We start from the raw sequence: 21932 nt of genomic DNA, 5'->3' as shown, positions 1-21932 counted from the left end.
TGTGCTCTCTCTTTTTGACATGGTCCGATAAAATGTTAAAAATTTATGGAATCAAAAACTGTAATTCAATGAAAAAAGCATTTGATGCCTTACAAGCTAAAGGGCTTAACTATGATTTTCATGATTATAAAAAACAAGGGATTGATGCAGATACCCTAAAAATTTGGTTAAAAGAAATTGGGCAAGACACGGTTCTAAACAAAAAAGGAACCACTTGGCGTAAGCTATCAGAAGAAGAACAAACACGTGCATTAAGCAGTGAAGACCATCTTATTGAAGCACTTATTGCTCAACCAAGTTTAATTAAAAGACCAGTTTTACAAACCTCTCAAGGTTTTATCGTCGGTTTTGATGAAGCAACCTATCAAAATATCCAAGCATAAAAAAAACGAGCCATTTGGCTCGTTTTTTATTAAAACTTTTAGTTAGCGCGAATCCATGTTTGGTTACGACCAAGTGCAGAAACACCGATATAGCCACGCAATTTAAGCTTCTTACCGCCATCTGTTAACTCACCTTTCAATTTGTAAGTTTTGCCAGATTTAGGATCTAAAATCGTACCGTTTTCATAACTGTTGCCACCTACATTTTTTAAATTATGTACAATGGTGACACCTTTAAGTGGTTTGTTTTTATACGGCCCTTCACATTTTGTACAAGCGTTTTCTTCGCCCGGTGTCAAAATGTTTTGAATGGTTGCAGTTAAGGTTCCATCCTTCTGTTCCGTAAATTTAACTACGGCTTTTGGCTTATTGGTCTGATCATCAATTGTTTTCCATACCGTTCCATTGAGTGTATCAGCCGCATTGGCAAATGCAGCCATACCAATGAGTCCTAAAGCTAAAGCAATCTTTTTCATTTTTGTAATATCCTTGGGTCTTTCAAGATTTTAGTATTCAGAAGTCGCAAAGATATTGCAATTTTTGAATGTGACTGTTTCGTGTAACCTTGTAATCTTGCAAAATAAAATTTACAAGAAAACAAGAAACTAGCATAAAAATGGATGCTATATGAATATATCAAATGTTTGGAAATATTACTTTACAGAAACTTTTCTTAAAACAACAATTCGCAAGCCAAGTCAGCTAAATTTGCCAGCTACTGCCTTACGTCCCGTTTTAGACCAAATGTGTCGTGCTTTTCCACGACAAAAAAATGTCTCTGTTCGCCCGATTCGGCTGGCAGGCATTAAAGGTGAAGAAATCAAACCGCAAGATCATGCTACTCAACTGATTTTTCACATTCACGGCGGTGCTTTTTTTCTTGGAAGTGTAAAAACACACCATGCTTTTATGACAGATTTGGCCGCCCGCACCCAAATGCAAGTTATTCATGTGGATTATCCTCTGGCACCGGAACACCCACACCCTGAGGCAACCGAAGCTCTATATGACATCTATCAATCTTTAGTGGTACAAGGTGTTCAGCCAAAGGATATTATTTTATCGGGTGATTCGTGCGGAGCCAATTTAGCATTAGCACTTTGCTTACGCTTGAAAGAACAACCGGAGCTCATGCCGAGTGGTCTAATTTTATTGTCGCCTTTTTTAGATTTAACGCTGACAAGCGAATCATTAAGATTTAACCAAAAACATGATGCCCTGCTTTCGCTTGAAGCCCTACAAACAGGGATCCAGCATTATATTGGCAATCAGATTGCAGCCGATGACCCACGTGTTTCACCAATTTTTGATGATCTGCATGGCCTACCCCCAACCTTAGTTCAGGTAGGTTCTAAAGAAATCTTGTTAGATGATGCCAAGCGTTTTAGAGAAAAAGCTGAAGATGCAGGTGTTAAAGTTCAATTTAAACTTTATACAGGCATGTGGCATAACTTCCAGATGTTTAACGCATGGTTTGATGAGGCTAAACAAGCATTGTCAGATATTGCTGAATTTGCTCATGAATTAGATAAAACTTAATTTATCTATAAATGATGTGAACAGTGAATAAAACTTTTCACATCATTTTCTTTATAAAAAGTCATCATATATAAAATGAAAATCATGTTATGTTTAAAATATAAATTATTTAAACAATCCAATTTTAGGATGGTCTAACAAAGAGGCATCTATATTTAGGAGCCCTTACATATTATGAAAAATCGTTTAATCACTCATCCCATACATAAAATAAAACATGTAATAATCGATTTCATCCACAATAATCACATCATCAACTGGACGCCATTACAAAAAAGCGCCCTGATGCTTACACTTGCCTCTGCAATGAATTTCAGTTGGATTTTATGGAAAGGCTATATTTTAATTACGCCAAGTGTTTGGCAATGGGCACATTTACCTTTAGTTGAATCTCAAATCTGGTTAAATCTATTTACCTTATTTTTATTAGTCTTACTGATTATTCCCTGCTATCGCTACAAAAATCATGAGTGGGCACAAAACATTATCCCCTTGATTAGTGTTCAATTTTTTACGCTCATGCTATGCCACGATGGATATTTAATTGGCAGTATTAGCCCCGCCACCATGGTAGGTTATGTCGGTACCATTGGTGTAGGACTCGTATTATTCGAACGAAAAATTGTTTATAGCGCTCTTGTACCTGCGACCATTATTTTAACGGTATGTACTTATTTAAGTATGAGAGGCACTTTGCCTTATGCACCATTATTTAATCTTATTGCTATGCAACGTGCTCAAACTAACCCCTTTTGGTTAGGAAGCATGGCATTTTTTATTATGCCCATTTTATTGGCCTGTTTTATTTTATTTGAGATATTACTCACCCAATGGCGTCAGCGCGAAACTTATATTCAACGCCTAAGCCAACTCGACCCATTAACCAATGTATTAAATAGACGTAGTTTAAACACGCATTTAGAGTCACTACACCAACAGCAATTTGATTATGCAGTTGTACTTCTTGATATTGATCACTTTAAAAAAATTAATGATATTTACGGGCATCATCAAGGCGATCAGGTTTTAATTGAAATTGCCCAATGCCTATCAAACAACGTGCGTAGTGAAGATATTATTGGTCGATTTGGTGGAGAGGAGTTTATTTTATTACTTCCCCATACCGATATTATTCAAGCAGAAAAAATTGCTGAGCGCTGCCGCTATGCTTTAGAAGAAATGCCAGTTTTTAGCACTCAAAATAATCCTATTCATATTAGCGCGAGTTTTGGAATAAGCAGTTCAGCTTTTGCACAAGACCCTTATCTTGTAATTAGACAAGCAGACCAAGCGCTTTACTCTGTAAAAGCTTCAGGACGAAATCAGGTGCGTACATTTCATCAGACTGAGGCTATTAATACACTATGATTTTTTTAACTTTGCCAAGTTCGCGAGTTGTTGCAAAAGTTCTTGCTGACTAAATGCACCAGTTAAACGTAAAGAACGAATTTCTTTTTGCTCTGGGCTTAAGAATAAATAGGTTGGCGGTCCTAAAATATTCCATTGTTTGAGTAAAGCTTCATGTGACTGGTCATAATGGCTCAAATCAAGCTTAATTAAATAATATGGTGCAAGAGCAGACTGCACCTCGGGTGCTTTTAAAATACGGTGTTCAATAGGTTGGCAGGCAACACACCAGTCTGCATAGACATCAACCACAATAGCCTGATCAGTAGGAGCAGCCGCTAAAATCTTTTGAAAATCTGTAGCTGTAGTCGCAACATGCCACTCAGCCATATGGTCAGAACTTTGCAAATTTCGATTATGAATATGTTGATATTGGTTATAAGCTACAAAAGGTGTAACGATTAACAATAAAATCGCATAGAGCCATTGTAGCTGCCCTTTTTTCCAGAAAAACTGATAAACAGCATAAGCGATAAAAGCGAGTCCTAATGCTAGACTAAGTACTTGCATACCCCAATCAGGCAATAAAGGACGAATAAAGTAAAGGCTTAAACCCAACATCAGGAAAGCAAAAATCACTTTAATCTGATGCATCCAGTCGCCAGCTTTAGGTAAAAATTTTGCACCTAATATGCTCGCAAGCAATAAAGGAATCCCCATCCCAAATCCCAGACAAAACAGAAGCAAAGCTCCTTGCCATTGGTTTTGTGTTTGAGAAATAAATAATAAAGTTCCAGCGAGTGGTGCAGTCATACAAGGACCCACCAAGAGTGCAGAAACCACACCCATGACGCCAGCACCAATCAAAGTGCCGCCTTGTTGCATAGACTGAATGCGATCAAGTCGGTTTAACCATGTTTGCGGCAAACGAAGCTCAAACAAGCCAAATAGATTCAGCGCAAATACAATAAACAGCAAACTAAAAGCAATTAAAGTAGCAGGCTGTTGTAGCCAGCGTTGGAAATTTAAGCCTGCTGAAGAAGCAATTAAACCTAAACCTGCATAAACCAATGCCATGCTACACACAAAGGTAAGTGCAATGACCCAAGCTTTTAAGCCTTTATGCTCTCGAATAATCAACGAAGTTAAAATAGGAAGCATCGGTAAAGAACATGGCGTAAATGCGAGCAGCATGCCTAAACCTAAAAATAATAAAATCCCATACCAAAGTGAGTGTTCAATTAACTTCGCTGACCAGATCTGATCTTGTGCAATTTGTGGTGTAGTTGTATCAACAGCCGTCTGTGTACTCTGCTCTTTTTCTAAAGATTCTGAATCTGAAAAGGTATCTGGTTGCGTATTTGCTAAATCCAACAATCGTTTTGGCGCTGTTCCTGCTTGGTTCTGCACACCGACTAAGCCATCTGCATCGGTTTGAAACTCAATGGTTTGCGGCGGGTAACAAATACGGTCTTTGGCACAGCCCTGCCAAGTCACACTATAGTGCTCTGAAGGCTTAGTCTTAATTTGGAAATTAACTTGATGGTAGTAAACCTGACTTTGCCCATAATTTTCATCAAATTGAGCAATAGCTTTAGGTAACTTTAAAGCTAAAGGTTGAGTACCTTGTTGTACGGTAAATTTATGCTGATATAGATAGTAATTTGGCTGAATCTGCCAAGATAAACTCGCAGTATGCGGCTCAGAAGATTCAACCGAAAATGAAAAAGCTTGTTCGGGTGACAGTAGCTTATCTTGTGCAAAAACCAACTGGCTAAACACACATACAGCAACTGCTAGAAAATAAAGAATTCCCTGATGAATAAGCTTTTTCATTAACATAAATTTAAATTGCTTCGATTAGAACAAGAATGACACGCCTAAGCCACCGTTGTAGCTCTTATCTTGACCATTTAAATCGACGCCTATGCTTGCATCAAGCTGGGTACGATTATTTACCGCATAAACTAGACCTGTACCTAGACCATATTCATAGTCTTGGCTTTCAGCTTTACGGTAAATGAACTCTGAATAACCTGAGAGCTTACCTGCGATTTTATAGTCAATGGTTGGTACTGCTGTCACTGCCCAATCACTATTTTGCACTTCATAGCGCATAGTAATTGAAGTACCTACTAAATCACTATATTGGTAAGCTACTGCAGAGGTAAGACTATAAATGTCGTCATGTGCCGTAAATTCATCATTTCCGGTTGCAATGATCGCCTCAGCCAACACTGCCATAGACAATCTGTCATCTTTTAAATCAATCGCTTTTTTTAAACCGATGCTTACGTCACCAAAGCCCGAAGTATCATTTTTTTTGCCAGCACGTTTAGTCTGAGTCCACGCTGGACCCTGCCATCCTAACTGTAATTCTAAGTCACGACCTAAACCTGTACGGAACAACATATCTTGATTTAAGGTTACGGTCTTTTCTTTAACACCATCAACAGTCGCTTCAGTATAGGTTACGCTTGGTAAACCTTGCTCCCAAGCCAAATTGCCTACAGGAGTAATACCCGTCCCCATTCCTGCCCCTGGGCGGTCAAACGAGAACTCTGCGGCAAAAGTACTTCCTGCAGCAACAGTAGTAAGGGCAAAAGTTAAAATTTGTACTATTTTCATTTTAATATCCAATCAAGTAGTTAATTCTTTTGTCATTTTAGCCCCATGACGGCGCAATAATTCTAATGTTTCACGCTCTTCTTCAAGCGATTCTGACCAATCTATTTCATCAAATTCACAATCAAAGAACAACTGACTGATTGAAGATAAAATGGTGAGTCCTTCTTCATCACGCGAGTTTGGATCAACGTTTTCATCGAGTAAACGTTGAACAGCTGGTGCACATGCCGAGCTTGCAGCATCCCATAACGGACCGTAAAACTCTTCTGCATCCCAAAGATGTACATTGGCTTTAGCCTGAATCAAAGCTTCGAGAATCTCAAGGTAAACCTGTAACGCTTGTTGCTTTTCTTCTTTTGATAATGGTGTACCTGCTTCATAAGCTTCCGATACATTTTCCCACCATTTAAAAATTCCGTCACAGATAATTGATACAGGTGGTCCCTGTTCCGGATCAATAAAGTTCGGATCAAGTCCTTCAGCAAGTAATTTTTGCACTTGCGCGAGTTCTAATTCTTCTATGGCTTTAATTAAAGCTTGCTGCTGGGTGGTTAACATGACCATCTCTCAAAAATATATTAGGGCTATTATGCCTAATCTCTTCTCCAGATTTTAGAGGTTGATTGCATTGCAATGCAAACCTAATGTTGTGAATAGTTTTATTTTCATCAGATATAAAAAAAGCCCCGAAGGGCTTTTTACCGTTTTCAATTAAACTTCATCATCAATGAATTCTGGTTGCCCACCTCTCGGGTGTTCTTTTTTCTCAAAAGTATGTTCGAGGCTACGTTTTAATTTTTCAATTGCACCATGAATTGAAGCATCAATATTTCCTGCTTTATGGTGCACTGCAACTGGTTTCAAACCTGAAGGACGTGCTTCAATCATACAGTGGATATCTTTGTCACCACTTTTGTCCCCATTTTCATCACTAAAATGAACCGAGAAATGCGTAATACGTTCGCTATGACGTTGGAATTCTTGAGTAAGTTCTGCACGTACATAAGTAATTAAACGTTCGCTATTATGGATGTTTTTATCTGTGCGGATTTCTATATTCATAAATACCATCCTCTCTTTCTTACTGTGGATCTTTTCTATGCAAAACTTTTTTATGTTGGCATGTTTTAAGCATGCATGAACTGACTTCAATTGTACATTTTGATGGTGTAATGGTTTGTTATCTCCTGACTTAAACGTACTGCTTTTAATTTATTTTGAAGATCTTCATATCTTCAATATCAGTCCATCTATAAAAATATGCAAGCTGATTTTTTAAATATTTATGAAAAATTGAACAAAAGGAGAGCAATCGTGACCGAATCTTATCTATCTGGCGCCGAGCTCATTGAGCAAATTCAAAAGTCTCCTTATTCACGTGATTTAATCGGTTATCACGGACAGCCTCCACAGGTTAAATGGCCTAATAATGCCAAGGTTGCTGTGCAATTTGTGCTTAATTATGAAGAAGGTGGCGAAAAACATATTGAGCACGGCGATGAGGGTTCGGAACAGTTTTTATCAGAGATTATTGGTGCTGCAAGCTACCCAGCTAAACATATGTCGATGGACTCTATGTACGAATATGGTTCACGTGCTGGATTTTGGCGCATTCATAGTGAGTTTGAACGGCGCAAGCTTCCAATGACCATTTTTGGAGTTGCAATGGCGCTTGCCCGCAACCCTTATATTGTAGAAGCCATTAAGCAAGCTGATTATGATGTAGTTTCTCATGGCTACCGCTGGCTTCACTATCAAGATACCGATATTGAAGTAGAAAAACAGCACATTGAACAGGCCCTATCTGTTTTAGAAAACTTGTTTGAAAATAAGGTGATAGGTTGGTACACCGGACGTGACAGCCCCAATACTCGTCAGTTACTTGCAGAGTTCCCACAAATACAATATGACTCTGATTATTATGGTGATGACCTGCCTTTTTGGACCACACTTACCGATGCTGCGGGTGCATCCCGACCCCATTTAATTATTCCTTATACTTTAGAATGTAACGACATGAAGTTCTGTTCACCAGGTGGATTTAATAATTCAGAACAGTTTTTTCAATATTTAAAAGATAGCTTTGATGTGCTGTATGCGGAAGGTGAAACTGCACCAAAAATGATGTCAATTGGAATGCATTGCCGTATTTTAGGGCATCCGGGCCGTTTCAAAGCATTACAGAAATTTCTCGACTATATTCAAATGCACGATCGTGTCTGGGTATGCCGTCGTCAGGATATTGCTGAACATTGGTATAAAAATCACATAACTGAATAATTGATTTTTAAATTTTTAAATTCTTAAACTGTTGATTAACAGCTATTGGCACTGTTATTGCTAAAACTCTATACCACAACAATGAGTTTAGGAATAACAGTGTTTTTAGCCGAGTTTAATCAAGCCCCACCCGAACAACTCAAGACTTTGTTAAAAAACTGTGTCCAAATTCCAACATGGGCCGAAAAAATCATCTCAGAATGCCCCTATTCAACAAAAGCATCTCTTTTGGAATATGCAGAAAATTTAAGTCAAATGTGGTCATGGCAAGAGATAGAAGCAGCATTAGCAACTCACCCAAAAATTGGTGAACGGCAGGCAAAAAAGCAACTCAATGCAAAAGAGCAACATTTTTCAAATCAAGAACAAGCCGGCATTTCTTTAGATGAAAAAACGCAGCAAGCTCTGCTACAAGGCAATCTCGATTATGAACAAAAGTTTGGCTTTATTTTTTTAATTAAAGCGGCAGGACTCAGTAGCGAAGAGATTTTAAAAAAGCTACATGAACGTTTACAACATGACTTAGCTATAGAAAAAATAATTGTACATGAGCAACTCGCAGCGATTGCTCTATTACGTCTATCTCAGGAAATACAAGCATGATCAGCACTCATATTTTAGATACGAATTTAGGCAAACCAGCTGCACACGTAGAAGTGAAGTTATTTCATGCAGCAACCCATGAACTGATTGCTACAGCAACCACGAACCAAGATGGGCGTGTGAGTGATTTTGGAATAAAAACCTTAATTGAAGGGGCGTATCAACTTGAGTTCGAAATCGCTCCTTATTTTTCATCGCAGCAAATTAAAACTTTTTTCCCACGTGTTTGTATTCAATTTTTTATAGAAGACATTAATCAGCATTACCACATTCCCTTACTGATTAGCCCGTTTGCTTACTCCACTTATCGCGGTAGCTAACTCAAATATAACGAGGAGAAAAATATGAATCATCGGCAAAAGAATGCGATTTCTCCAGAGCATGAATATTTAGGAATATCCAAAAGTTTTGCTTACGGGTTACAGCACGTGCTTACCATGTACGGTGGCATTGTTGCACCGCCCCTTATTATTGGAGCAGCGGCTGGATTAAGCTCAGCACAAGTCGGAATGTTAATCGCTGCGGCTCTATTTGTTGGTGGATTGGCAACACTCATACAAACAATCGGAACCAAATATCTAGGTGCAAAATTACCTTTAGTTCAGGGCGTATCTTTTGCAGGTGTTGCAACCATGGTCGCAATTATCACCACAGGCGGTGGCTTACCTGCTGTATACGGTGCGGTCATTGCCGCATCTCTGATTGGCCTATGTCTTGCGCCTTATTTTTCTAAAATTATCCGTTTTTTCCCACCTGTTGTAACGGGATGCGTCATCACAATTATTGGTTTATCTTTGTTACCTGTCGCGATTCGCTGGATGATGGGTGGTAACAATAAAGCACCCGACTGGGGAAGTGTAGAAAATATCTCTTTGGCCTTGCTGACCTTAGGCATTGTGATTGTTTTAAATATGCTGCCGCAGGCAAGCATTCGTCGCTTATCGATTTTATTGGCTATTGTTGCTGGTACTGCCCTCGCCTACTTCATGGGTTTTGGTGATTTTAGTCAGGTAAGCTCAGGCGCATGGCTGCAATTTCCACACTTATTTGCATTTGGCTTACCGACTTTCGAGTTAAGCGCAATCTTGTCGATGTTGATTGTGACTTTAGTCATTATGACGGAAACCACAGCCGATATTATTGCTGTCGGAGACATTGTAGGAACTGAAGTAGATGCTAAACGTATCGCCAATGGTGTCCGTGCGGATATGTTTTCAAGTGCTTTTGCGCCTATCTTTGGTTCGTTCATGCAAAGCGCTTTTGCCCAAAATGTTGGACTGGTTGCGATTACAGGTATAAAAAGTCGCTTTGTAGTAGCAGCAGGTGGTGTCATTCTGATTATTTTGGGGCTACTCCCTATTATGGGTCGTTTGATTGCCGCGATTCCAATGCCCGTACTTGGTGGTGCAGGTTTGGTCTTATTTGGATCAGTTGCAGCCAGTGGAATTCGCACTTTGGCAAAAATAGATTATAACGATCAGAAAAATTTAATTATTGTCGCGACCGCTTTATCGGCAGGTATGATTCCAATTATTAACCATGAGTTTTATGCTCATTTCCCAGTTTGGGTACAAACTTTGTTCCATTCTGGCATTAGTTCAACTTGTATCTTTGCTATCTTGTTGAATTTGTTATTTAATCATTTACCTACATTTCGCAGCTCGCGTACCCCTCATTTAAGCCAAACAATAAATACCAGAAATACACATTAAAGATTTAGTTTTTAGCGCCCCACTTCGGTGGGCCTTTTTTTAACCGTTGATCAAATTTGGCTTCATTTTTGCTTAAGACACTGTATCCTTAGCGTGCTTTATTTGGGGGGAGATCATTTAAATGCAATTAAAGCAACTTGCGGCGACTTGTGCCTTGTTATCTGCAACTGCCATGGTTCAGGCAAAACCAATCTGGCAAGATTTTAGCGTGACTGGACTTTATGGTGAAAACTATGAAGTTGTAGATGACAAAGAAACCACCCTTACTTTGGAATATGCAGCGAAAGTTAAATACGCTGATGTATTTTTCTTTATGGACCGTATGCGTGGTGAAAATGACCACAAGAGTACTTACTTCGAGTTATCACCACGTTTAAGCTTAGGTGAAATATCAGGTAAAAAACTGGCGTATGGCCCAATCAAAGATGTGTTAATTAGTACCACTTGGGAAGGCAATAGTGAAGACGGCAACAACTTCGATAATTTCCTTTATGGTTTTGCTGTCGATTTAAATATCCCATATTTCCAATATGCGAATTTAAACTTCTACCGTGCAAATAATGAGAACACTGACGACGATTACCAAATGACATTCGTTTATGGTATTCCATTAAAATTAGGCTCTGAAGATTTCTTGGTAGACGGTTTCCTTGACTGGTCAACTGCTGAAGGCGACCATGCCAGCGAGTTGAACTGGACCACCCAATGGAAATGGAATGTAGGTAAACACATTTCTCCAGACACACGTCTATACCTAGGTATTGAGCACTCAGTGTGGAATAACAAATTTGGTCTGCAAGGCCGAGACGAAAACAACGTCAGTGCATTGGTTAAATACCACTTCTAAGAACATGATTTAGAAGATAAAACAGCAAGGAGAATTCCTTGCTGTTTTTGTTTTAATCGAGTGGATTACCCACAATATTACTAATAATCCCCTGCATAATATGTCCACCTTGTTCACGGCGTAATTCTGCATACCACGCTTGTGTAACGCTTTCATCTTTCATATGGGTCACATCGCAGCGTTTGCGCGCACGAAGTACCATCTCATTTGCACGTTCGTTGCGCTTGTTTTGATAGCGACGTAAAGCGTCTTCGACACCTAAAGTATTAATTTGCAAAGAACGCGCTAAATAAATCGCATCTTCCATGGCTTGGCAGCCACCTTGTCCAATATCAGGTGTGGTGCTGTGCGCAGCATCACCTAAAATCACCACGCGACCTTTATAAAACTGGGTAAACGGCTCAATATCATGTATTTCTACCCGATTGGTCTTTTGCGGGTCTAAACGTTCAATGAGCTGCTGTACTGGTAAACACCAATCAGCAAAATATTGTTTTAAAAGTTTTTTATATTCATCTCGATTATTTTCTAAACCTACTGGTAAAGGCACATCTAAAAAGAAATAGAATTTGCCATCCGCAACCGGCATCAGAGAAGCACGCTTACCTTCGCCCACATAAGTTGTCCATTGCTGTGCTGGAGCTAAATCTTCAGATATTTCAACCAAACCATTCCAATTCACATAACCCGCATAACGGCGCTGTACTTGCTGGCCCAACACATAGGCCCGTGTAAGTGAGTGGGTACCGTCAGCTCCAATTACTAAATCGGCTTGTGTAGAGCTACCATCAGCAAAATGCACTTCAACATAATCAGCCTTATCTTCAAGGCTGACCATTTTTTTGCCTAAATAAATTTGATCTCGACCAAACTCATCCATCAGCATATTTTGTAAATCTGCACGGGCAACCGGATAAGGTCTTTGCCCTACTTCTTCAATTAATGGCAGTAAACTGAATTGTGTCATCACATCTCCAGTTAAACCATCTACATAAGCCAAATCGTCCATTTGTCCACCAAGTTTGGCGATTTTCTCTGTTAATCCCAGATAGTTCAGACATTTCACACCATTTGACCACAGCGAAATTGCAGCACCAACAGGAAGAATTTTTTCAGTTTGCTCAAAAATGCGAACTTGATGACCAAATTTCTTTAATGCAATGCCTGTGGTTAAACCTCCCATTCCCGCACCAATAATCACCACATTCATAACACTCTCCTATAGATATTCACCTATAGGGTGCTTATGCTAAAAACATGCCATCGTTCAAAATTTATTTAGCTTTTCCACAAAACTGGCATGCACCATGCTTATATATTTAAGTATAAAACTCGTCTTAGCACGCTCAGTGTTAGGGCAGTTTTAAATGAAAAATCATGTTTTTAACAAGAAATACGGATACTCCATTATGGCAACATTGCACGCTCCAGCTTTTGAACTTCCTGAAATTTTGAATATGAAAACCAATTTGGCAGATTCCCGAATTGGTGCACAAGTCATTGAGTGTTCAGATGATTTCTTTGCAGAAGCAAAGCGTATGCTGCAATTTGATGCACCTATTTTTGTTGAAGATAAATTCGATGATAACGGCAAATGGATGGACGGTTGGGAAACGCGTCGTAAGCGTCATGCGGGCTATGACTGGTGCATTGTAAAACTAGGTGTAAGTGGAAAAATCAGTGCGCTTGATATCGATACCAGCTTTTTTACAGGAAATTATCCCGCTTCTGCATCATTAGAAGCTTGTTATGCACCAAATGGGGACCTAACAGGGGCAAAATGGGAAAGTATTTTAGGAAATACTGAACTCGGCCCAAGCCAGCATCATATTTTTATGGTCAATAATGATGCACTTTTCACCCATATACGCCTCAATATTTTCCCAGATGGTGGTATTGCCCGTTTACGTGTTTATGGGGATGTTCATATTCAGGTGACTGATAACGAGCAAACACTCGATTTATTAGCCCTCGAAAATGGTGGCCGCGTAGTTGCCTATAGTGATGCCCATTTTGGACATCCGCGCAATTTGATTAATCCCGGTCGTGGCGTCAACATGGGTGATGGATGGGAAACCAAACGCCGCCGAGCACCGGGTTATGATTGGTGTATTCTTGCTCTGGGTAAAGGCGGGAAAATTGATAAGCTTGAAATTGATACAGCTCACTTTAAAGGTAATTTCCCTGCCCAAGTATCTATTCAAGCGGTTTACCTTGAAAATGCAACCGATGCACAATTGATTCCACAGAGTATGTTTTGGTCTTACTTACTTGAAGCCCAACCTATGCAAATGGATCATATTCATGAATATGTGAATGAGATTTTACAACATGAAAAAATCTCGCATATTCGTATCAACATGATTCCAGATGGTGGCATTAGCCGTGTCCGTTTATGGGGGAAAATTGCCAAGTCATGATCATGAATAATGTCCATATTCAGCCCTTAACCATTGAGAACTTTCATCCCTTCGGAGAAGTTATTTGTTGTGACGGGCATAACTTTTTTCATATAAATGATGCGCACACCGAGCGCTACCACGCGCTCGTTGAAACAGAAATTGAAGGTGAAGCAAAAGCAGGAATTAGTATTTTTCGTAATATTAAGACCAGCGTTTTACCTTTAGAAATTTCGATGCTAGAGCGTCATCCGAAAGGCTCTCAGGCATTTATTCCCTTACAACAACAAAAGTTTTTAATTATTGTGGCACCTTCTTTGGACGAGAATACCCCCGATATTTCAAAGTTATGTGCATTTGTTTCAAATGGAAAGCAAAGTATAAATTATCGGGCAGGTACATGGCATCATCCTTTGCTTACCTTTGAAGCACCGAGTGATTTTGCAGTCGTAGATCGAATTGGAGGCGGAGCGAATTGTGATGTTTTTCAATTTCCACACGCTATAAAAATTACGGTCTAAAATAAAATATACAGATCTGTCTATTCTAGTTTAATGGCAGCAATCGTTGTGGTGATTTCTAATAATCTAGGTTTACATAAAAATCCCCGCCTATTAAGCGGGGATTTTTTTAATTCTATTTTAAACGGTGATATCGGCGAGATTACCTTTCTGCTCAAGCCACTGCTTACGATCCGCTGAACGCTTTTTGGCAAGTAATTTATCGAGTAAACCTGCTGTAAAATGAGCATCATCAAGGTCGAGCTGCACTAAACGACGAGTATTTGGATCCATAGTCGTTTCACGTAGCTGAATCGCATTCATTTCACCCAATCCTTTGAATCGGGTAATTTGCGGATTACGATTGCCTTTCACATTTTTCAAGATGACTTCAAGCTCATCATCATCTAAGGCATAGTAGACATCTTTGCCAATGTCGATACGGAACAATGGTGGCATTGCGACAAACAAATGGCCTTCTTCAACCAATGTCGGAAAGTGTTTAACGAATAGCGCACATAGCAATGTGGCAATGTGTAAACCATCTGAGTCCGCATCGGCCAAAATACAAACTTTGCCATAACGTAGCTCGGATAAATCATCGCTACCTGGGTCTACCCCAATTGCGATCGCAATATCGTGAACTTCTTGAGAAGCCAAAACTTCATCTGAAGAAACTTCCCACGTATTTAAAATTTTTCCACGAATTGGCATGATGGCCTGAAAGTTTTTATCTCGCGCTTGCTTAGCACTACCACCTGCCGAGTCACCCTCGACAATAAATAGCTCAGTGTCTTCACGCGTTTGCCCAACACAGTCAGCCAATTTACCTGGCAATGCAGGCCCTGAAACAATCTTTTTACGCTCGACCTTTTTCGCTGCTTTTAAACGACGACCCGCTTTAGAAATCGCCATTTCTGCCAGTTGCATGGCAATTTCAGCATGTTGATTGAGCCAAAGTGAAAAAGCATCTTTAGCAATATTTAAAACAATATTAGATGCCTCTCGACTAGAAAGACGCTCTTTGGTTTGCCCTGAAAATTGTGGTTCTTGGAACTTGAGTGACAAAATATAGTTCACGCCATCCCAGACATCTTCTGCTGATAGTTTGAGGTTACGTGGCAATAAGTTACGCAGCTCACAGAACTCACGTAATGCTTCTGTTACCCCTGAACGTAAACCGTTCACATGAGTTCCGCCTTGTGCAGTTGGAATCAGGTTCACATAACTTTCTTGAACCTGCTCGCCGCCTTCTACATTCCAACAAATTGCAAATTCACACGCCGCACGATCAGCTTGTCCACTACTTACAAAAGCCGGATTTGGCAAGATTTCACGATCTTGCAATTCATCCATCAAATAATCGACGAGGCCATTTTCAAATTGCCATTCAATCTTTTCATCGTTAATTTGATCAATATAAATAATTTTTAAGCCTGCGGCTAAAACAGCTTTGGCTTTTAAATTATGTTTAAGGGCTTTTAAAGCAAATTTCGGACTATCAAAATATTTAGTTTCAGGCCAAAAATGTACCGTTGTACCTGTCGCTCGTTTTGGTGCCTTACCCTCTAGCACAGCTAAAGGTGCAACAGGCTCCCCTTGCTCAAATGCCATTTGGTAAAGGTTGCCCTGACGTTGTACTTCGACCTCAACACGTGTTGATAAAGCGTTTACAACTGAAATTCCCACACCATGTAAACCACCAGAAAACTGGTAGTTATCGGTACTGAATTTACCGCCAGCATGGAGCTTGGTCAGAATGATTTCGATACCAGATTGACCATATTCAGGGTGAATATCGACCGGCATACCACGGCCATTATCTTCAACAGACAATGAACCATCTTTATAAACCATGACACATATTTTGTCGGCATGACCCGCTAATGCTTCATCAACAGCATTATCAATAACTTCCTGAGCTAAATGGTTAGGTCGAGTCGTATCGGTATACATCCCTGGACGACGACGAACAGGGTCTAAACCGGAAAGGACTTCAAGCGATTGAGCCGTATATTGTGTCACGTTGTACGTTTTCCTTATTTGATGGTGTGCGCAAAGAATTCGATCACTAACGGTAATTTTTCTTCAAAATCTTCCATAGCATGATTGCCATGAGCATCCGTCAAAATCAATGAGGATGGCGTTGCAGCACTATAATAGCGTTGTGCTTGACGATAATCCAAAATTTCATCGCCTTGTTGCAACAAGACGAGTATTTTGTCGGCATTTTCAGGCTGTTTCAGTTCCAGTTGCTGCAACTGGCGTAGCTGAACATGGTCAATCGACCATTGATCATTCACCACATAGGGCATGCTTTCAACTTGAAACAACTCATCAAACAACTTCCATGGTTGCATAGCCGGATTAATCAGTACAGCCGGAATATTATATTTCGCGACAAAGTATGTCGCAAAAAAACCACCTAAACTACTACCTACAAGTGCAACATTATCCAGACTTTCAATAAGCTCTGAAACTTGCTCAACCACCTGATCTGGAGATTTATTGAGGTTTGGCAAATGCACATTAATCCCTAATTCGCTACAATACTGCCTTAAGCTCAATCCTTTAATCGAAAGAGAGCTACTATTAAAACCATGGAGGTAGATAATATTCATATATTTCCCTCTAAATTGAGACAAATTTCACAATTTTGTTCTCAGTTTGTATAGAAAAGCACAATTGTTAGACAAGAAAAACCACTCAACTAACCATTCATCAGTATTTTAAAAAAATGTGTTATTTAAACTACTAAGATGGAAACGTTTACTGCCGTTGATAAAAAGTACAGCTTAAAACGTCGGTTATAACGTATATGGGGAAAAGATATGCCGAGCTTAACACCACTACATGAAACTTATTGTAAATGGGATCGTACGCCACCTAGTCAGGCAGATGTACTCGAAGGTTTAGCTCAACTGTTCAGCACCAGCTTAAATGGTGTACATGAATTAATACAAGTTATTAATATTGAAGTCTTAAAAAATGCTTTTGGTATTAGCACACAAAACGCTAAAAACTTTCAAAAACGACCATTTGTGCAAAAGGCATATCAATTTTCTTATGGCGCTTTACAAAAATATGGTCGTTATTTTTTAGCACCCGGTTTGCGTCGCATTATTGAAAAATATCCAACACTTCACGAAAAACCACTCACCCCAAGCCTACATTTTTTGGTGGGAATTTTGAATGGTGTTTTTGGGGATTACCTACTTAAACAACATAGTCCACTTGCCCTACCGATAGTGCTATACGATCACTACGGAGCTATACAGCAAGGTGAGCTTGCAGGCCGTATTGTAATTATGGTTCATGGTTTGTGTATGAATCATCTGACTTGGTCAAATGCCCATTATGGTGGTATTGGGGAACGTCTGTTAGCTCAGCGTGACCATAACACCATGCTATATTTAAATTACAATACAGGTCGACGTATTTCGGCCAATGGTCGCAGCTTCTCAAACTTATTAGAAGATCTCGTAAAAAATAATCCAAGAATTACCAGCATTGATGTGATTGGCCACAGTATGGGTGGGCTGGTTTCTCGCAGTGCATTATTTTATGGCAAACAAAATATGTACCAATGGATTCATATAGTCGAGAATCTGGTGTGTATTGGTTCCCCACATCATGGTGCCGTCTTGGAGCGCTTTGGTTTTACCATACAAGATAAACTTGGCGCGTTCCCTTTTGTAGGCTTACTTGGTCAACTGGTTAATATTCGCAGTAACGGTATTTTAGACTTACGCCACGGTAGTGTTCGTGATGATGATTGGGAATATATGGATGCCCGAATTGGTATGATGGATGATAACCGTGCTCCGGCCCCACTTCCTTCCCATATCAATACTTTTTTAGTGGCAGGAACACTCGAGTTTGAAAAAGTACGCAATAAAGCGCTGACTGTGATTGGTGACTACTTGGTGAGTGTAAAAAGCGCGCTGGGTGAACATCCTAATCCACGTTTTCAGCTTAAAGTTCCAGACTCACATAAAGCCGTGTTTTATGGTTTAAATCACTTTGAAATTCAGTATCACTCGAGTGTCGCGGAACAGATTACGCGCTGGTTATATCCTAACGTTAATGATTATGTGCAAGAAGGTATTCAAACCCATATTATTGATATGCCGAACTATACGCTTGAAGATTTAGAAGGAATTGTAGAGACGTAAAAAAAAGCCCAACTTAAGTTGGGCTTTTTATAGAGTCTGAAATATTTTAAAAAAGAGTTTTATAACTATTATTTATCTTTAAAAAATAAGTTGTCTTTACTATCTAAAACTTCATCAGAATAAAGATAGTATTTTCCTTTCTTAAAGACTACTTTTCCTAACTTTTCACCACTTTGAACTTTAAAGAAATATAGCTCGTTATTTTTCTCTTTCACTTTGCATATATAAGATTTATCAACCTGAAAACCAGTAATAGAATATTCACACTTTTTGGGTGTTAGTGTTAAAACAGATTCTATCGTCGCAACATTACCACCTGGTAGTTCTTCTGAACTATAATAATGATAGTACCATACCACTTATCTGTATTTGCAAATGTGTTAGCAGAAAGAGCCATCAATAATAAACAAAAAAATTTCATTTAATTAATTTATAAATAATCAAGTCAAACTATTATAACCAAATTACAATTTAAATATAATAAAAATACAAAATTAATTAAATACCATTTATCTTCACTATTTAAAAGAAAATGGTATTATTTTCATCAAAACTATACCAAGCTACTACTTTATATAACTTATTTTATCAACCACACAAATTAAATTAGTATAATGAAACATTGAATCAGCTGAATATAAATTTTTACAGATTATTTTTGCTGGCTTTTTATATTCAATTTTATATTTTTTATCTAAATAGTTCAATTGGATCTCTTTTATCTTTTTATATTCCTCATCTTCTTCTTTTAAATAAAAATCTTGAGCGGCAGGTAATAAAACTACATCATAAGGATGTATTTTATTTTGCTCATCTATACTTTTTTTATTGAGTATATAACCGCTTAGAGTTGTAGAATTCTCACTCGCAATTGCTTGCGATAAAAATATGACGTTTGCTACTAGAACAAAAAAAAATGCGTTTAGTTTTAGATTAATCATCATGGTTCTCTACTTTTACCAATTTACCGTCCTCATCCCACTCTTTCCACTCACCCACTTTAACTCCTTTTTTATAAGTGCCATCATAAATAAAAGCTTGAGGGTTCATTGTATATTTTTCATAGCATCGGCCATCCTCTAAACCATTTTTGTAACTACACTCCCCTGTTAATTGCCCATCTTCATTCCAAGTTTTAGTGATTCCATTTATTTTACCTGCTTTATAATTTGTTTCTTCCTTTAAATTCCCATTTTCATACCAAACACGCCATAACCCATTTTCTTTATGTTCCTGGTATTCCGTCTCCGCTGCTTTATCTCCAGATTCATACCATACAACTCTTGAACCTTCTCTTGAATAATATGATGTATCGGCTTGCTCATTATAAACGTAATCCAATTTACCATCAGTTAAGATATAGGGATCTGTTTGTTTTTTCCCTGTAATATAAAAATCCTGAACTAAAAATCTGTTTCTATCTAACTTCTTCAACAAAATCCGATAAAACTCTGCCTGCTCTTTTGTTGTAATTTCTTGGCCGGAGGATTCTGCATTTTTCATATACAAGATAGGTGAACTGACACTTGCATCATGAGTTTCTTTTTTTTGCTTAGATTCTTCATTTAAGTTCATACTGTGAGTTTCTGATTGTGAACAACCACTTAACAAAAATAGAGAAGATAATACGCAAATAACGCTAAATTTCATAAATATATCCTAATTCTACCTCGTAGCATTTCCTGTACGCACTGCTTTTAGCCCAAGAGCTCCATATAGATCATCAACCGACATTTTCTTTTCCAAAACTTGAGATTTTGCAAAATCTTGATAAGCTTTTGGTATGTAGAATCGATAAGCTGATATGGATTTACTTGCAATTGTGATTTGATCATCCTGATTTCCACCTATTATGAGAAATCGTCCAGCTGTTTTATCTAAACAATAAACAAAACCAACATGGCCTAAACCAGAGCTAGCTTCTGGATTAGCTCCAGAAGAAGTGGGGATAGTAGCCAATGCGCCAAAAATAGGCTTTGTAATTTTAACAAAATTTTTTGTATCACGGCGAAAGCTTAATGCACTCGCTGGCTGAGATGATTTTGCATATTTTGCTTCTCGTAAACAATAATTTGCAAACGATGCACACCACGCTTGTTTTGAACCAACTAACGTATTGATTTGACTACCTGTCAATATATGATAGTTATCTTGCTTGGTAATCACCCCCTCTCTTTTACCATACCATTGCTTTAACTCACGAATTACAATGGGCATCCAAGGAGCTTCTCGATTACTTACAGGTAAAATCGCTAGTCCCTCTCCTGTTCCTGACTTACTTCTTGTAACATTTTGAATATTACTACTTAAATTAGAAGTAGTATGAGAGGCTTGCTTTGTTATTGTACTTTTTGGTTTAGTATGAGTACTAGAAATAGATGTTGGTATTGTAACTATTTGACCAGCTAAAATCGTATCTCTTTCTTTAATTTTTGGATTTACTTTCATAAAGCTTTCAATTGAGATACCTTTCAATTTACAAATCTTAGAAATTGTATCACCAGACTTAACTTTATAAATACCTACAGAACTATTTCTATTTTTACCTTTTTGTTGCTCATTACTTTTTTTTGCAAAATACCCTATCGCAAGTGTTTGTCCTGCATAAATTTCATTCGCATTTTTTATATTATTCCATTGTTGTATTTGTTGTGCGGTAACACGAAAACGCTTTGCTATTTTTGATAGCACATCTCCATTGACAACAATATACTCAATTCGTGGTATATCATCTTTTTTTGCACTAAAAGAACCATTTTGAGGCATTAATTTACTAGTAAAACGGGCTGCATTATTAACCAAGCTAACCACTTGAGATTCAGCGGAAGTCGCAACCTCTCCAATTAATTTTTCACAACCATCTACTATAGTACTAAAAAATATTTTATCCCCTTGTTTAGCATGGGGAATTGGTGGCAAATTTCCATTTTTATTGGTGACATATTCTTTCTTTTTATCATTATGACTAACTATAATTTTTTGGTCAGCTAATGGACTAGAGCCATTACTAACATTTACGGTAGTGGTACTAATCCATTTATCAGAACGGGGTGGCTGTGTATTTGTATTATAGTAACCCTCCTTACGCTCCATAGCATCCATTAATTTTTCAATTCCTTTATCATCTAATGATGATAATACAGTTGAACGCGTAAATCCTGTATGTTTTACTAAATAAGCAATATATGCTTCCGTATCATTTTCTTCAGGTGGTGCGTAAATATATAAAGCATCTTTTAATGAATAATTATTATATTTACGTCTGAGTAAAGCTTTTTTTTCACGCCTACCTACTTCATAGCTTTCAAAAATAGCAAAGTTTCCACTTTTCGTATTCCCAGTACCAATTTGACCTGGATACATTCCGTTATTTTTTGGTCTTACATTTCCTGGATTATTAAATCTCCACGCAATTGTCCCTCCTGTTCTTAATAAAATTTTTCCATCATCTCCAATATATTGAACAGTTAATGTCGGTCTATCATGTGAAGCTTTAATAAATTTTGCCATACTTAATTC

The 21932-nt window shown here is 38.3% G+C and carries 22 protein-coding genes and 1 pseudogene; 11 read left to right on the top strand and 12 right to left on the bottom strand.

Translation table 11 applies throughout. The features are described 5' to 3' along the window. Positions 1-32: 32 nt before the first annotated feature. Complete coding sequence (locus tag ACB088_RS16995) at positions 33-383, top strand: arsenate reductase (protein ID WP_375037528.1); 351 nt, start codon at positions 33-35, stop codon at positions 381-383. Between the two features lie 38 nt (positions 384-421). On the opposite strand, the gene ACB088_RS16990 is transcribed toward ACB088_RS16995, so the two are convergent. Further along, positions 422-859 (bottom strand): DUF2147 domain-containing protein, encoded by a 438-nt coding sequence (locus ACB088_RS16990; protein ID WP_003654111.1) that lies wholly within the window; start codon positions 857-859, stop codon positions 422-424. A gap of 151 nt (positions 860-1010) precedes the next feature. Between ACB088_RS16990 and ACB088_RS16985 the strand changes: the two genes are divergently transcribed. Together ACB088_RS16985 and ACB088_RS16980 are read left to right on the top strand one after the other, a co-directional pair. Continuing rightward, positions 1011-1922: an alpha/beta hydrolase gene (locus tag ACB088_RS16985; protein WP_375037527.1), complete on the top strand. Its 912-nt coding sequence runs from the start codon at positions 1011-1013 to the stop codon at positions 1920-1922. A 174-nt stretch (positions 1923-2096) separates the two neighbouring features. Continuing rightward, the gene (locus ACB088_RS16980) at positions 2097-3290 is read left to right on the top strand and encodes a GGDEF domain-containing protein (RefSeq protein WP_375037526.1); all 1194 of its coding nucleotides are present in this window, start codon (positions 2097-2099) and stop codon (positions 3288-3290) included. Here ACB088_RS16980 and dsbD read toward each other — a convergent pair. The 4 genes from dsbD to ACB088_RS16960 form a co-directional block, all read right to left on the bottom strand. Beyond that, positions 3285-5111, bottom strand: a complete 1827-nt coding sequence (gene dsbD, locus ACB088_RS16975) for a protein-disulfide reductase DsbD (protein WP_375037525.1) — start codon at positions 5109-5111, stop codon at positions 3285-3287. The genes ACB088_RS16980 and dsbD overlap by 6 nt on opposite strands. Before the next feature lie 18 nt (positions 5112-5129). Further along, a complete protein-coding gene (locus ACB088_RS16970) occupies positions 5130-5897 on the bottom strand; it encodes a transporter (protein WP_311084390.1) in 768 nt (255 codons plus the stop codon). A 12-nt stretch (positions 5898-5909) separates the two neighbouring features. Further along, positions 5910-6455 carry an ankyrin repeat domain-containing protein gene (locus ACB088_RS16965; protein ID WP_375037524.1) on the bottom strand — a complete coding sequence of 182 codons (546 nt, stop codon included), beginning with the start codon at positions 6453-6455 and terminating at the stop codon, positions 5910-5912. Positions 6456-6608: 153 nt separating this feature from the next. Continuing rightward, a complete protein-coding gene (locus ACB088_RS16960; protein ID WP_004640014.1) occupies positions 6609-6959 on the bottom strand; it encodes an HPF/RaiA family ribosome-associated protein in 351 nt (116 codons plus the stop codon). Between the two features lie 252 nt (positions 6960-7211). Here ACB088_RS16960 and puuE point away from each other — a divergent pair, with 252 nt between their 5' ends. The 5 genes from puuE to ACB088_RS16935 all read left to right on the top strand — a co-directional run bounded on the left by puuE (position 7212) and on the right by ACB088_RS16935 (position 11339). Then, positions 7212-8177 (top strand): allantoinase PuuE, encoded by a 966-nt coding sequence (gene puuE / locus ACB088_RS16955; RefSeq protein WP_375037523.1) that lies wholly within the window; start codon positions 7212-7214, stop codon positions 8175-8177. Positions 8178-8276: 99 nt separating this feature from the next. Continuing rightward, positions 8277-8780, top strand: coding sequence for a 2-oxo-4-hydroxy-4-carboxy-5-ureidoimidazoline decarboxylase (gene uraD / locus ACB088_RS16950; RefSeq protein WP_375038818.1), 504 nt, complete (start codon positions 8277-8279; stop codon positions 8778-8780). Further along, complete coding sequence (gene uraH, locus ACB088_RS16945; RefSeq protein WP_199989246.1) at positions 8777-9100, top strand: hydroxyisourate hydrolase; 324 nt, start codon at positions 8777-8779, stop codon at positions 9098-9100. Before uraD ends, uraH begins: the two co-directional genes overlap by 4 nt. A gap of 24 nt (positions 9101-9124) precedes the next feature. Then, a complete protein-coding gene (locus tag ACB088_RS16940) occupies positions 9125-10492 on the top strand; it encodes a nucleobase:cation symporter-2 family protein (protein ID WP_375037522.1) in 1368 nt (455 codons plus the stop codon). 121 nt (positions 10493-10613) lie between these two features. After that, positions 10614-11339: an outer membrane protein OmpK gene (locus tag ACB088_RS16935; RefSeq protein ID WP_199989244.1), complete on the top strand. Its 726-nt coding sequence runs from the start codon at positions 10614-10616 to the stop codon at positions 11337-11339. A gap of 52 nt (positions 11340-11391) precedes the next feature. On the opposite strand, the gene hpxO is transcribed toward ACB088_RS16935, so the two are convergent. Next, complete coding sequence (gene hpxO, locus ACB088_RS16930) at positions 11392-12549, bottom strand: FAD-dependent urate hydroxylase HpxO (protein WP_199989243.1); 1158 nt, start codon at positions 12547-12549, stop codon at positions 11392-11394. A 199-nt stretch (positions 12550-12748) separates the two neighbouring features. On the opposite strand from hpxO, the gene alc reads away from it, so the two are divergent. Then, positions 12749-13759: an allantoicase gene (alc, locus tag ACB088_RS16925; RefSeq protein ID WP_375037521.1), complete on the top strand. Its 1011-nt coding sequence runs from the start codon at positions 12749-12751 to the stop codon at positions 13757-13759. Further along, positions 13756-14259, top strand: coding sequence for an ureidoglycolate lyase (locus ACB088_RS16920; RefSeq protein WP_375037520.1), 504 nt, complete (start codon positions 13756-13758; stop codon positions 14257-14259). The genes alc and ACB088_RS16920 overlap by 4 nt, the downstream gene beginning before the upstream one ends. A gap of 120 nt (positions 14260-14379) precedes the next feature. Here ACB088_RS16920 and parE read toward each other — a convergent pair whose 3' ends face one another. Together parE and ACB088_RS16910 are read right to left on the bottom strand one after the other, a co-directional pair. Beyond that, complete coding sequence (parE, locus tag ACB088_RS16915; RefSeq protein WP_375037519.1) at positions 14380-16263, bottom strand: DNA topoisomerase IV subunit B; 1884 nt, start codon at positions 16261-16263, stop codon at positions 14380-14382. Positions 16264-16277: 14 nt separating this feature from the next. Then, positions 16278-16859, bottom strand: coding sequence for a YqiA/YcfP family alpha/beta fold hydrolase (locus ACB088_RS16910; protein WP_375037518.1), 582 nt, complete (start codon positions 16857-16859; stop codon positions 16278-16280). Between the two features lie 210 nt (positions 16860-17069). Between ACB088_RS16910 and ACB088_RS16905 the strand changes: the two genes are divergently transcribed. Then, positions 17070-18413: a hypothetical protein gene (locus ACB088_RS16905; RefSeq protein ID WP_375037517.1), complete on the top strand. Its 1344-nt coding sequence runs from the start codon at positions 17070-17072 to the stop codon at positions 18411-18413. A gap of 68 nt (positions 18414-18481) precedes the next feature. Here ACB088_RS16905 and ACB088_RS16900 read toward each other — a convergent pair. The 4 genes and pseudogenes from ACB088_RS16900 to ACB088_RS16885 all read right to left on the bottom strand — a co-directional run bounded on the left by ACB088_RS16900 (position 18482) and on the right by ACB088_RS16885 (position 21923). Further along, positions 18482-18834, bottom strand: a pseudogene (locus ACB088_RS16900) (DUF5991 domain-containing protein). Positions 18835-18979: 145 nt separating this feature from the next. Beyond that, on the bottom strand, positions 18980-19357 hold the full coding sequence (locus ACB088_RS16895) for a hypothetical protein (RefSeq protein ID WP_375037516.1): 378 nt from the start codon (positions 19355-19357) through the stop codon (positions 18980-18982). After that, positions 19347-20063 carry a toxin-antitoxin system YwqK family antitoxin gene (locus tag ACB088_RS16890; RefSeq protein ID WP_375037515.1) on the bottom strand — a complete coding sequence of 239 codons (717 nt, stop codon included), beginning with the start codon at positions 20061-20063 and terminating at the stop codon, positions 19347-19349. Before ACB088_RS16890 ends, ACB088_RS16895 begins: the two co-directional genes overlap by 11 nt. Before the next feature lie 15 nt (positions 20064-20078). After that, a complete protein-coding gene (locus ACB088_RS16885) occupies positions 20079-21923 on the bottom strand; it encodes a LysM peptidoglycan-binding domain-containing protein (protein ID WP_375037514.1) in 1845 nt (614 codons plus the stop codon). Positions 21924-21932 lie beyond the last annotated feature (9 nt).

It is taken from the genome of Acinetobacter sp. RW6, from assembly GCF_041956835.1.
In the GTDB taxonomy this organism is placed as follows: Bacteria; Pseudomonadota; Gammaproteobacteria; order Pseudomonadales; family Moraxellaceae; genus Acinetobacter; species Acinetobacter calcoaceticus.
Note: the sequence above shows the minus strand (reverse complement) of the source record. Positions and strands in the feature narration are given on the sequence as shown.